This is a genomic window from Kitasatospora atroaurantiaca, from assembly GCF_007828955.1.
GTDB lineage: Bacteria > Actinomycetota > Actinomycetes > Streptomycetales > Streptomycetaceae > Kitasatospora > Kitasatospora atroaurantiaca.
In genome coordinates this window covers 1-12,400 of sequence record NZ_VIVR01000001.1, presented here as the reverse complement: position 1 = coordinate 12,400, position 12,400 = coordinate 1, and the positions used below count along the sequence as shown (strand labels likewise).

Sequence of the window (12,400 nt, the reverse complement as noted above, 5' to 3'; positions counted from 1 at the left end):
AGGTCGCCGCGCCGCGCTGGGCGGGGTGGGTGGTGGCGGGGGGTCTTGTGCTGGGGGTTGTGGGCTGGGGTGAGGGCGTTGGTGGGTGCCGGTATGTGGGGGTGCGGTCGGTGGTGTTCTGGGCGGGTGCCGGGTGCCGGGTGCCGGGTGCCGGGTGCGGGGTGCGGGTGTGCCCGGCCCGTCACTCGAAGCGCGTGGGGTTGCCGGCCCCGTGGCGGATGATGTCCGCTCTGCCGCTGGAGAAGTCGACGACCGTTGTCGGTTCCGTGCCGCAGTCGCCGGAATCCACGACGGCGTCCAGTACGTGGTCGAGTCGCTCCTTGATCTCCCACCCCTGGGTCATCGGTTCGTCCTCGCCGGGGAGGAGCAGGGTGCTGGAGACGAGGGGCTCGCCGAGTTCGGCGAGCAGGGCCTTGGTGACGGTGTGGTCGGGGATCCTGACTCCTACTGTCTTCTTCTTGGGGTGCATCAGGCGGCGTGGGACCTCTTTGGTGGCGGGGAGGATGAAGGTGTAGCTGCCCGGCGTCGCGGCCTTGATGGCGCGGAAGACGTTGTTGTCGATGTGGACGAACTGCCCCAGCTGGGCGAAGTTCTCGCACATCAGGGTGAAGTGGTGGCGGTCGTCGAGACGCCGGATCGACCGGATCCGTTCGAGGCCGTCGTGGTTGCCCATGCGGCAGCCCAGGGCGAAACAGGAGTCGGTCGGGTACGCGATGAGGGCCCCGGAGCGGAGGCTGTCGGCCACGGTGCTGATGGTGCGCGGCTGGGGGGTCTGCGGGTGCACGTCGAAGTACTTCGCCATTGGCCGACCCTACGGGATTCGCGCGACGATGGGCGCGGCGGCGGCGTCCCGCTCCCGGTGCAGTCCTGGAGGAGGGAAGTTGGTCCAAGAGGTGTGTCATGCGTTGTGCGGGGTTGGCGCCGGCGATCCGCTCGCGTCTTGGCGGGCGAGCTGTGCTGTTGGCCGGGCTGCGGCCCGGCTGGCGCGCCCGCCGGATGTCCGCGACGGGGTGTTCGGGCAGCTGTGGGAGGCTGTGCGGGACCGTGAGGTCGGGGCGGTGCGCACCTGGCCGGCACGCGCCGACACGCAGGCCACCCGGGAGCGGGACCGGGCGGAGCACGTCATCGCCACGTGCGCGGAGGAGTTCCTCGAGCACCAGCGGCTCAGGGCTTCATGGGACCGCGAGGCCGAGAGGGCTTATGAGGCCGACGCGAGGAAAGCGCGTCAACTGCGCCACGACCCGCGCACCGAAGGTCTCCGATCCGCCGGGGGTCGCGCATCGGCGGATGCGGGACATCATCGGTGCTCTGCGGCGGCTGGGGAACGAGCTGCCGACCCGCGGCGTGCGGGGCCTGGTGGAATCGCTGTCCATGACGGTGAAGTCCGCAGGCCAGCGGGTGACCCCGGCGCAGCGCGAGGAGGCCGATGAGTGGCTCGCGCGCGGGCGGGGGGCTGCGCGGCGGGGTCGCGAGTGAGGCCGTACCGCAGAGGGCGGCCGACGTCCGTGTTCCCGCCTCCCGGCGCGGTCCGTGGCCGGCGCCCGCCCGGCCGCCCCGCAGGACCGGCCCTGCGACCGCTCACCCGTCGTGGCTGCCTTCAACCTGTGGAGCGAGGCTGCCGATGACGCGCCGCCGGGCACCCTCCGGGTTGCGTGGGGCGTCGGCCTCCAGGACGGGGATACGGATCCGCTCGGCCGCCTGCGACATGCCGGCGGGATCTCGCGGACCATTGCATGACGGCGGTGACCTCTCTGGCGTCGCGGCGTTGGCTCCTCGAACTGCCGACGCCGCGACGGGAATACCGGCCTGGCGGATGCGCTGGCGGCGATACGGATCCGTCTGGCGTGGGGGCGGGTTCAGTCGTTGCGCCCGGTACCGCGATCGGGTGCGCTCATGTCGCCGGTCCGGGGTGTGCCGTCGGCGAGCCCGTAGCGCAGGTACACGGTGCCCTTGGGGCTGGCTGCCGGCGGTTCGAGGAGTGTGACGTTCGTGGGTACCGCGCCAGTGTCGAACACCTTCTTTCCGACGCCGAGCACGATCGGGTGCACCCAGAGGTCGAGACGGTCGAAGAGCTTCTCGCGCAGGAGGGTCTGCACCAGGTTCAGGCTCCCGACGACCTTCACGTGCTCGTGCCGGTCACGGATCTCGCGCACCGCGCCGGCCAGATCCGGGCCGAGCTGCACGGATGGGGCCCAGGAGAGGTCGGGCCTGCCGCGGGAGGCCACGTACTTCGGGACGCTGTTGAAGAGCGTGGCGATCCGGTTGTCCTGGCCGCCCTCCTGGTGCGGCCAGTAGGCGGCGAAGATGTCATATGTGCGCCGGCCGAGCAGGAGGGCGTCGGTGCCCTCGTACGCGGCGCCGATCTGCGCCCCGGCGACATCGTCCAGCAGGGGTGCCTGCCAGCCGCCGAACGGGAACCCCACCGGGTCCTCGTCGGGGCCGCCGGGCGCCTGCCCGACGAGGTCGAGGGTTGCGAACAGCTCGATGTGGATGAGGCCCATGCCTTGCTCCCGATGATTGGTTGGCTCGGTCGGAGGGTTGGACGTGCGGGAACCCGCAAACTCATCGCTGCGACGCCACCGGGTTTCGCCCGGTGCACCGGCGGCGATCCCGTCCCGCGGTCAAGGTCCTTCCGACTCCTTGCAGTAGGGCTCGGCAGGTACGCCGTGCGCCTTGACCCCGGCCCGCATGTCAGATTCGTGGTGGGCCTCGCTGCCGGTAACCGTCAGCATCTTTGGAGGCCACGTCCCGCTCGTCCTCCGGGCCCATTCGGCTGGTGGTTGATCAGTTCCCCGGCTGCTGCCGCCCCGTTCTCCCGCCGGGCACGCCCGGGCCGATGCCGAGCATGCACCCCGGACCGGCGTACCGGTACGGGTGGGTGCGGCTGAAGCATGGCGCTGCCGGGGAAGGGCGGGCCGGGAGTCAGGCCGCTCTACCCAGCCAAGCTCCCCGAAAGCGCCCCCGCACTACCCAACACCACCAACACGCCCACCGAATGATCGGCTACACCACCAAGCGGGACACGACCCACCGGCGGCGAGGCGGACCCGGCGTTCAGGCCCGGTGCGTGGCTGCGCAAGCAGGATAAGGCGCGCACCGACGGCAAGCTGACAGTCCAGCAGACCGCCCTCCTGGACACCCTGCAGACCATCACCACCGACGCCACCGGCAGCTGACCAGCAACGGACCACCACCGGGTCCGGGCCACCGCGCGTCCTGGACCCGCGAGGACCTGGCCGACGAGGAGTACTACGAAGGACGCCCGCGCCTGGGCCAACCTTCCGGCCGGCACCAAGGGCGTCGTCACGCTGGTGCGCCGCTGCCCGACCCCGTGCCCGTACGTCGTCGCGTTCGACTGCGGCCCCGAGTGCGGAGTGCGCGACCTCCAGGTCCAGCGGATCGCCGACACCGCCTGACCTGCACCGCTGTCCACCAGTTGGAATGGCATGAGCGACAGCGAGATGACGCGGCGGAGCCGGTACGTCGACCAGGAGATCTCCGCCGCACGGCCGAGCTGGTTGCCACCGTGACCGCATGACCCGCCGTCATGGCGCCGAAACGGCACGATCGATCGGGCGCCTCCGCCGGTGTCGGCTCCGCCCGGCGCGGTACCGGTCCGACGGAGATCAGCGGGCGGGATGGTCACCCAACCCAAGGCGAAAATGTCGTGCGTCATACCCACCTTTGCGGCCGGTATGCACCCATCGGGGGACCACTTTGGCCGGAGTCGGGCTTCTTCCGCTCGGATGGCCTAACGTTCTTCTCGTCGCTCCTGCGGCAGGCTCCACCACTTCCACACCAGGCCGGAAGGTCCGGCCGAACCGAGTGGGGAGGGGCCCGCTTTATGGGGCGCAACAATCCGAACTGGTACCAGATGCTAGGCCGGTGGCTCCGCCGCAATATGGGGGTCATCAGCGGCGTGGCGACGGTGGTGGGGGTGATCATCGGGATCGTCCGCTGACGGTGCCACCGGCGTCGGGCGGCCCCGAGAGGGACAGGGCGGGAGACCGCTGAGCAGAGATCCCGACACGAAGAAGGCCCCGACCAACTCCCAATTGGTCGGGGCACTTCGTCTTTTGGCGGCCTCCGCGGTCTCACCGTTGGTGAGCACCGCCCGTCGACCCGGCTAGGCTGGGTGCCGCTGACGGTTCAACCGTAGCAGCGGGGGCTCTTGCTGGCCGACGATGGCCCGAACCTCACCCCGGTGCCGTTCGGACGGGCGGCTCCCCGTCGGGCGCCTGGCCCTCGTCGACGTATGCGCCGCGCCCGTACCGGGCCGCCAGGTCGAGTGCCTCCAGCAGCGCCGGCTCCCACCCGGCGGCTGGCAGGTGCCGCACCTCCAATCCGCCTTTGGCGAGCGCGCCGAGCAGCACCTGGTGCCGTACGCCCTCGCCCACGCGGCGGCCTGCAGCTCGCGTACGGCCGGCCTGGCCTTGAGGGTGCGCGAACGCTGCTACTCGAGACTCTTCGCGGCCCGGGCGTCCAACTGTGCCAGCTTGCGCCGGGCTGGGCCTTACCGCGCTGCGGCTTTCGCCTGCTCGCGTGCCGTCCGGGCGGTGGCCGCAGCGGCTTCGAAGTCGGCTTCGGCCGTCTCGAGGGCCGCGCGGGCGCGTTTGACGACGGCCTTGGCCTCCACTGTTATCTGGGGTTGTCAACCTGATCTCGCAGGTCAGCGCAGAATCAGACGTTCTGTCACATGAGGCACGTTCAGGTCTCGCTTACCGACGTCCTTCAGGGTGGTGTCATCTCCCGGGTACCGCTACCCAGAAAGGACCTGACCGTCGTATCGCAGGGCGTCACGATCAAGCCCGGCCTGTCCGTGGGCGGGTACGCCGCTTTCGCCCTGGGCCGCCCGGCCAAGGCGGCGGGCCCGGTGGCCGGGGCGAAGAAGCCCGCGGCGGTGGCGTACACGGGGCGGCTGGACGGCATCGGCGGCAGCTGACCGACCCTGCTGGGCCGGTCCGGGGAGAGGGGGAGGGTGGGCGTTCACCGCGTTGTACGCCGGACGTGGACGGCTGGACGACCTCGGGTGCGGCTGGGCCTGGTCGGCGGTTCACCGTGCGCGCCCGCGGAGAGCATGGAGCACCACCTGTTGAAGCTTCAGTTTACTGACCACCAATGACGCAACCTGATGGTTCATCAGGGCGAATGTAAGGCTCCTCCCGGCAGCTTTGGCCGACTGCCCGGGATCATCTGGCAAGTACGTTGGATGGTTTGCGGGAGGCGGGATGGTGCTGGAGGACCTGCGGGTCCAGAAGTCCCCGCCGGCCCGCGAAATCTCCTGCGACTACCGGCTACGCCTCCGTGTTGCGGTATGTCGTCATGCGACGGGTACCGGCGCTCCCCAACCCAGAACTCAGCCACGCGATCAGCTCTCCCGTTCGCCCAGATCTCGGCCTCTGGCTGTGAGAGAGCAGACGCTAATGCCCGACTCATCACGATCGAGGACGTTCTCCAGGTGCGATCTGATCGTTCGTCTCAAACACGGACGCCATCTCGAAGTCGAGGAATCTGCTCAGGACCACGTCGCTCCCGTCTTTGAACACGACCCGGCAGGCGCACAGCGGGGATCCGTACGCGGCTGTGGAGAAGCCGATCCGCCCGCCCTCGTTCAGCACATCGAAGACACGGTTCCCCCAGCGCCTCCCAAGGAAGAACTGCGCTCGTTCCACCTCGTCAAGGCTGCCAGTCCGGGATGTAACGAGATAGACGAACACGTCGAAGCGCTGCCTCGGCACCTTTGACGGACTGATGACGTGAGCGAGCTGGATCCCGCGCGATTTCTCATTCAACTGGAGGCGGTACTGCTCCCACACAGCCGAAGCCCCAGGGGATTCGGGATCAGGAAGGCCCTCGATATTATGGTTGACCTCGGGTACAGGAACGGGTGCCGCCTCACGGGCCATTTCTGACTGGTAGTGAGGAAGTTCATCGCGCAGCTCGGCCAGCTTGACCGACAACACACCGACTCCGAACTCGAAGCCGCCGCCCTTTTGCAGACGCCGCGCAATCTCGTGAGCGACGACCGTGAGCTGCTTACGGAACGCGACCATGACACCGACGATGAGCAGCACCCACGCGAGAGTCTGCATCAACGGTACGTATGCATTCACGCGCCAACCTTAGCTCCCGCTCCTTCTTGGGGCAGTTACAGCCTCTCCACTCGCGCGCCTCGCCAACATCACTCGGCCCCTGATGCGCACCCGCGCGAACACGGAGACCCGGGCCAGCTCGCCGGGTGGGACCGCAGATGAAGGAGCTGATCACCCACAGCGACCACACCATCCTGCCCCGCCCGATCTACATGCTGCCCATCGGCCTGTCATGGGTGACCTCGTGGTGACCGAGGACGAGCTGCCCGAGGTCACAAACGCGCTGCAGGCTGCCGGCCTGGAGCAGAGCGCGATCCACAAGCACCTGCTCCAGCAGAGCCTGGCGATCTGGTGGACCCACACACATCCACCGGCCACGCTCGCCTAGGAGCGTGTCCCAGTAACCGGAAACTGACCGGGTGATCGTGGTCGCCGAGGTCGGTTGTGGTCGCCCGGCCTGTGCCTGCCGCGCGGGTGGCCGGTCCTGTCTGCCGGGGAAGTGGCCCGAGGGGGTCGGTGGCCCGGGCCGGTCAGGCGGTCGCCGCGGCGAGTCCGGCGGTGCCGACGTGTCGGAAGGCCTTGCGGAAGTTGTGGCAGGCGGCGAGCAAACGCCACTCTCCTCGGGCGCCGTCCTCGCCGCGTAGGAGGAGCTGGCGGCCGTTCTGGCAGGTCATGATCTGCCCGAAGACGGGTTCGACGATGGCCTTGCGGCGGCTGTAGGCCTTCCGTCCGGGCTTGGTCCGCAGCTTGCGGGCCATGCGCTCCTCGGGCGTGGCGTTCTTGGGGATGCGTCCGCGGGGCGCGGGTGGGACCTGCTCGTCGCGGCCGAGCCGGCCGGTGGCCATGAACGTTTCGGTGCCGCAGGCAAGTTGGCGGTCTTTCGCGGCTTCGAGGTTGGTCTCGGAGCAGTATCCGGCGTCGACGAGGGCCTGCTTTGGGGTGGAGGCCGGTGTTGGTGGCGGACTGGTCGAGCATGGCAGTGTAGTTCAGCGCGTCCGAGGCGTTGGTCGTCACGTCGGCGGCGGTGACCACCTGATGCGCCTCGTCCACGACGGCCTGGGCGTTGTAGGCCTGGATGTAGGCACCGTCGCTGTTCTTCATGATCCGCGAGTCGGGGTCGGTGAAGTTGGCCTGGGCCTTCGGCTTCGGGCGGGCCGCCTTGGCGGCCTTCTCGCCGGCGTCGGCGGCGGCCTGCTCGTCGCTGGTGCCGGCACGTGCCTGGCGGCGGCGTTCCTTGGCCTCGGCGTGCTTGCGAGCCTTGTCGGCGGCCTCGGCCTCGATCTGCGCGCGGGCGGCCTGCAGCCGTGCGAGGCGCTTCTCGCGCCGGTCCAGCTCGGCGGGCAGGTCGACCTCCTTGCCGTCGGGGCCGAACCGCTCGTCCTCCGCGGTGTCGGTGGCCTCGGCGTCGGCCAGCAGCGCGGCGGCCTTGGCCTCCAGGTGGGCGATCTCGGCCTCGATACGCTCCTCTTTGTCGACGAGGCGCCCGTAGCTCATGGCCTTGTGCTTGGAGGCGTTGGCCTCCAGTTTCGTGCCGTCCAGGGCGACGCGGCCCATCTTGACCATGCCGGGCCTCTGCGCCAGATGCAGAGACTGGAGGAACAGGTCGGCGAGCGCATCGAGGTGGCGGCGGCGGAACCGGGCGATCGAGCGGAAGTCGGGGGCCTGGTCGGCGGCCAGGAACCGAAACGCAACGTCGTCCACGCAACGGCGCTCGATCGCCCGGGAGGAGCGGACGCCGGTGGTGTAGCCGTAGATCAGCAGGCGCACCATCAGGCGCGGGTCGTAGGGCGGGTAGCCGCGCTTTTCGGTGTAGTCGGCCAGGATCGGCGAGAGGTCGAGCGCCTGGTCGACCAGGTCGGCGACGAACCGGGCCAGGTGGTCCTCGGGCAGCCAGTCGTCCAGCGACGGCGGCAGCAGCAACACCTGGTGCGGGTCGAACGTCCGAAACCGCTTGTCCACCGCCGCCGGACGGGGCTTCGGCCGAGGCGCTACCGGAGTCAGCTTGAACAGACCATCTTCACCAACAGACACAGCTCATCTTCGCGTGCCTGGGAGTCACCGCGCCGGGTGCGGGTGGCCGCGATGCGCGACCCATTCATCGGCGAGGATGGCCATCGTATGCCCGTCGATCCATTCGCCGTTCCAGCACAGTGCGTCACGTCGGGTTCCCTCGTGGATGAACCCGATCTTCTCGTAGACGTGGCGGGCGCGCGGGTTGAAGGCGAAGACCAGCAACTCGATCCGGTGCAGGCCAACGCTTTCGAAGGCGTGGCCGAGGATCAGCCGGCTCGCCTCGGTACCCAGTCCCTGGCCGAAGGACCGGCGGTCGAACAGGCTGATGCGGAATGAACAGGAACGGTTGTGGACATCAAGGTCCGACAGGACGACCTCACCGACGCACACGCCAGTGGTTCGCTCAACCATCGCCAGGTCCAGCCGATCGGGATGCTCGGCGCGGGAGCCGTACCAGCGTTCCAGCGTTTCGAGGCTGAACGTTTCGTGGGTACCGGTCAGCCGATCCGCTTCAGGATCGGCCGCCACTGCGGCCAGCGCGTCGGCCATGCAGACCGGACGCAGAACCACGCGCTCGCCGGTGAGTGTCGGCTTCTCAACGAAGGAAATCTCGGGATGCATGAAAACGATCTTGGCTGGTAGCCGCCCGTCCCCGTCAACACATTTACTGACCCACGCTCCTAGGGCGTGAAGAATGCGCTCGCCACCACCGGCATCCCCCCGGCGACGGCGCCGCCCGCTACGACAGCGCCGTCCACGCCATGCGAGCGGGCAAGAGTTTCGACCGAAACGTTTGCAGGCCACCGTGCCGTACTTGCCTCACGAACCCTCAGATATCCGTAAGGCACGCGGGCAAACTGGCCTTGTCCCTCACATGTCTGAACCCTCTGGGCAACCCCAGATAACGCCCGCGTCATGTTCGGCGACCTCGGCATGACGGTCGAGCTCCTAGGCCTGGTCTTCGGTGGTCCAGGCGTCTTCCTCGGCGTCGGCCGTCTCGTTCCGCAGCCGGTCGGCGTCGAGACGAAGCTGCTCCAGTAGCTCGGACTGCCTTGGGGCCGCCCGGGGCGGCTTCTTCTGGGGGGTGGGGCCGCTCCGGGGCGGCGGCCACGGCCGCCGTGCTAGTTCGGCCGACGGGGGCGGCCGGGAAGATGGGGGAGGAGACGGGGTGAAGCGTAGTGGTCAGCCGCCCGCGGTGAGGTCGCGGGCGGCCTGGTCGTCGGCGAGGGCGGCCTGGAGCGTCTCGGCGAGCTCCTGGTCGGGGCCGTCGCCGATCTGGTGCCCGGCCGCCCGGGTGTCCTCACGGGCCTGGGCCACCAGCGCCGCGACGAGCTGGCGGCGCTGGGCGAGAAGCTCGCGGAGCTGGTCACCGGAGAGCTGCTCCTGGGCCTGGCGCAGGGAGCGGCCGAGGTTGGTGAACGCGGACATCTGCTCGGGGTGCCGGCGGGTGAGCTGGTTGGCCATCCAGGCGGCCGTGGGCGGTTTGCGCAGGGCGCGGGCCTGTAGGGCGAGCCCGCGGTCCCCGGCCTTTCTGGCCCGGGTCCCGACGTTGGTCGGGACCCGGGCCGCCAGGGCATGTTCGCGCAGCAGCTGCATCGCCCGCTCCCCGCAGTCGCTCACGGGCTGGTGGCCGATGACCTGGTCCGTCGACAGGCGAGCCGACGGACTGTCGCGGAAGGGTGATTCTTGACGGTGGCGATGGCGTCCTGGACGTCCTCGTTGAGGATCGTGGTGTCGGCGAGGGCCTGAGCGACCGCCTGGGGGATCACGACGGACGTGTCGCTGGCCGCGCGGCGCAGTCCGGCACGGGCGTCCAGATCGGGTGTCTCTTGTTTGGCGCGGGATGCGATCTCGTAGGCGGCTTCGATCCGCACCCTGTGGTGCGGATCGGACAGCAGGGCGAGAAGGAGCGGGGTGTCCTCGGGCCGGTGCAAAAGGTGAATCAAGAAGACTGCGTCGGCCCGTTGTTGCCAGTTTCCGGTTAGCAGCCGGGCGCGCCAGGCCGCTTGCTGTTCGGGGGTCAGCAGGCCAAGTGCGGTGGCCAGCCACGATTCGGCGCCGCCGACTTCGGTGAATCCGGATGGCGGCCCAGCAGGCGGGGTAGCGCTGTCGACCGCGCGTCGCAGTGCGGTGGCGAGGTCTTCGCGTACCTGATCCGGGATCTGTTCGGTGTTCCGGGAGAGGAGAAGGCAGACCCCTCGTTTGTAGTCGCCAGGTGCCTCGGGATGGCCCACCAGCTCGACGATCTCATCCCAGCGGGCGTGCTGCGGGTACGCGATGTTGAGGACGGCCAGGGCGCGCGCGTCGTCGATCGTGCGCATCCGCCACTGGCCCTGGTCGAGACCGGTCAGCAGTGCGCGGATCTCCTGCGTCAGGCGCGAGATTGCATGCTGGCCGACATCTGCGCCAAGGGTGGTGACCTCTCCCACGGCGGCCAGCGCGGCGAAGTCGCCCGCCTTGATCTGCTCAATCAGCGCTGTTCGCGCCTCGGAGTCGGTGTGGGCGATCCGGCCGAGCATCGCGACGCAGATCCCGTTCAGCTCGCCGGTGTGCCGTAGGGCGGCCTTGCGCCACTCGTCCCGGGCGGAGGGCGCGTGGAAGACGTCGTCGGCAAGGCGGAAGATCAGCTGGACCACAGGCTGGGCCAAGGCGGGCCGGGCCCACGGAGCCCGTGCTACGAGCAGGTCGCGCACCTGCTCGTGGACGGTGGTGGTCGCCGCTTCAAGGACGCCGCCGAGGGCGAGCAGGGCATGGTGCGCGACGTCCGTGTTTGCCGACACGCTCGGCGGGATCTGCACGCCCCCGTTGAACAGGGCCGTGCAGTGGGCCGCTGCGGCGTCGGCAGCCGGAGCCTCAAGAAGGTCGCCTGCGTGCTCCCACAGTTCAAGATGAGCGCGGAATGCCCGCACCGACCATGATTGCGCCACCACCGACCGGACCGTGCGCACCACCGGGGCGACCGGCCCCAGCCGCCGCAGTTGCTGCACCGCCTTGGTCAGCGCCGAGACGTCGCCGCTGATCCGCAACAGGCCCAGGGCGTTACCGCTCTCTTCGTCTCCCTGGCCGTCCTGATCCTGCTCGGCGTCGAGCAGGATTTGTCGGGCTAGCAGACTGGTGCAGGCCCGCCAAGCCCCAACATGGGCAGAAAGGTTGGCGGTCCACCGGGCGGCCTCGAGTTCGTTGTAGACAGGATTGCCTTGGCCGAGACCGATACTGCCGGTTTGGGCCCAGTGGTCGAACGTTCGGTCCATGGCCTGCTCGTAGGCGCTGGCCAGGTTCTGGGTGCGCCACCACGAGGCGGCCGTATCGCTGGCGGTGATGAACGCTTCGAGCTCACCTTCATCCCAAGGCGCGGCTCGGAAGATCGACTCGGCGGCTGCCGCCGCGACGGCTGATGTGGTGGGGTCCTTTGGGGCGAGGAGCACGGTGATGCGCGCCAGCGCGGCATCCTCCCCGGCGCCGTGGTCGTCGGCCAACTCCGTTCGCACGCGGGCGCGCTGGACCAGAAGCCAGGCGAAGTCCGCCGGTTCGGCCTCGTCGCGATCGATCTCGGCGGTAAGCAACTGGAGAGCCTGCGCGTACTTCTCGTCTTCGAGCAGCGCGCACGCCGCGACGACTGTGGCGGCAGTGCGCTCGGCCGGACCGGGAGCGGAGGAGATGAGCCCGGTCACGGCGGTTGTATCGCCATCCAGGAGCACCGCACCGTACGCGGCGACAAGCTGCCACTGCCAGCTCCCTGACCTGCCGGCCTCCTCCAGCGAGGGAACGCTGGAGTGCCTGGAGGCAAAATGGTCCAGATCGGCGATCCGGACCTGAGCCAGCAGCGCCAGCGCTTCCTCCGGGCCGATCGCATGCGCGAAGCCCACGTTGCGATGCGGCGCGACCAACCGCGGAACCAGCAGGGCGTGTCGCAGGCGGTCGCCCGGACTGACGGCGGCTCCACTGCGCAACCACGCCGAGCCCTCCCATGACGCCGGGGCACGTTTGCTGGCCGCGACCTCGAGGAGCGCGGGCAAGTGCTCCTCGTCGATAACCTGGGAGGCGGGAACGCAGATCTTGAAACCCTTGCCGGTGCTGCGGACGTCCTCGGGCGTGACCTGCGCCCAGTACGACGTGCTCGTGTCCAAGTCATGGAGCACCAAGATCACGGCAAGGCCATGGCGGATCCAAGCGTCGAAATGCTTCGATTCCCTCTCCCGGTGCCACCACCCCTCCACAACCCCGTCAGGGTTCTTACAAGGGGACCGGAAGTAGTCGCTCGACCCGCTCGCTGAGCCGGACTTGACCTGGACGCC

11 protein-coding genes and 1 pseudogene are annotated in these 12,400 nt (G+C 69.2%); 4 read left to right on the top strand and 8 right to left on the bottom strand.

Annotated elements, in window-relative coordinates:
- Positions 1–181 precede the first annotated feature (181 nt).
- A complete protein-coding gene (locus tag FB465_RS00055) occupies positions 182–802 on the bottom strand; it encodes an L-threonylcarbamoyladenylate synthase (RefSeq protein ID WP_145786529.1) in 621 nt (206 codons plus the stop codon).
- A gap of 485 nt (positions 803–1,287) precedes the next feature.
- Here FB465_RS00055 and FB465_RS00050 point away from each other — a divergent pair, with 485 nt between their 5' ends.
- Positions 1,288–1,476, top strand: a complete 189-nt coding sequence (locus FB465_RS00050; protein ID WP_145786528.1) for a hypothetical protein — start codon at positions 1,288–1,290, stop codon at positions 1,474–1,476.
- A gap of 380 nt (positions 1,477–1,856) precedes the next feature.
- Here the strand turns inward: FB465_RS00050 and FB465_RS00045 are convergent, their stop codons facing one another.
- Together FB465_RS00045 and FB465_RS00040 are read right to left on the bottom strand one after the other, a co-directional pair.
- Positions 1,857–2,501 (bottom strand): dihydrofolate reductase family protein, encoded by a 645-nt coding sequence (locus FB465_RS00045; RefSeq protein WP_145786527.1) that lies wholly within the window; start codon positions 2,499–2,501, stop codon positions 1,857–1,859.
- Positions 2,502–4,196: 1,695 nt separating this feature from the next.
- Complete coding sequence (locus FB465_RS00040) at positions 4,197–4,397, bottom strand: hypothetical protein (protein WP_145786526.1); 201 nt, start codon at positions 4,395–4,397, stop codon at positions 4,197–4,199.
- A gap of 299 nt (positions 4,398–4,696) precedes the next feature.
- Between FB465_RS00040 and FB465_RS00035 the strand changes: the two genes are divergently transcribed.
- Positions 4,697–4,942, top strand: a complete 246-nt coding sequence (locus FB465_RS00035) for a hypothetical protein (RefSeq protein ID WP_145786525.1) — start codon at positions 4,697–4,699, stop codon at positions 4,940–4,942.
- Positions 4,943–5,435: 493 nt separating this feature from the next.
- Here the strand turns inward: FB465_RS00035 and FB465_RS00030 are convergent, their stop codons facing one another.
- Positions 5,436–6,074 (bottom strand): pYEATS domain-containing protein, encoded by a 639-nt coding sequence (locus FB465_RS00030; RefSeq protein WP_145786524.1) that lies wholly within the window; start codon positions 6,072–6,074, stop codon positions 5,436–5,438.
- Positions 6,075–6,324: 250 nt separating this feature from the next.
- Between FB465_RS00030 and FB465_RS36445 the strand changes: the two genes are divergently transcribed.
- On the top strand, positions 6,325–6,480 hold the full coding sequence (locus FB465_RS36445; RefSeq protein ID WP_246192418.1) for a DUF1259 domain-containing protein: 156 nt from the start codon (positions 6,325–6,327) through the stop codon (positions 6,478–6,480).
- A 142-nt stretch (positions 6,481–6,622) separates the two neighbouring features.
- Here the strand turns inward: FB465_RS36445 and FB465_RS00020 are convergent.
- Positions 6,623–8,051: pseudogene (locus FB465_RS00020) on the bottom strand (IS1182 family transposase).
- Between the two features lie 96 nt (positions 8,052–8,147).
- Positions 8,148–8,726 (bottom strand): GNAT family N-acetyltransferase, encoded by a 579-nt coding sequence (locus tag FB465_RS00015; RefSeq protein ID WP_145786522.1) that lies wholly within the window; start codon positions 8,724–8,726, stop codon positions 8,148–8,150.
- A 294-nt stretch (positions 8,727–9,020) separates the two neighbouring features.
- Here FB465_RS00015 and FB465_RS37360 point away from each other — a divergent pair, with 294 nt between their 5' ends.
- Entirely contained in the window at positions 9,021–9,146 is a 126-nt protein-coding gene (locus FB465_RS37360; RefSeq protein ID WP_281292310.1) for a hypothetical protein, read from the top strand.
- Positions 9,147–9,287: 141 nt separating this feature from the next.
- Here FB465_RS37360 and FB465_RS00010 read toward each other — a convergent pair whose 3' ends face one another.
- On the bottom strand, positions 9,288–9,701 hold the full coding sequence (locus FB465_RS00010) for a hypothetical protein (RefSeq protein WP_145786521.1): 414 nt from the start codon (positions 9,699–9,701) through the stop codon (positions 9,288–9,290).
- A 20-nt stretch (positions 9,702–9,721) separates the two neighbouring features.
- Positions 9,722–12,400, bottom strand: a 2,679-nt coding sequence (locus tag FB465_RS00005) for a DUF4365 domain-containing protein (RefSeq protein WP_145786520.1), incomplete at its 5' end; no start/stop codon positions are given.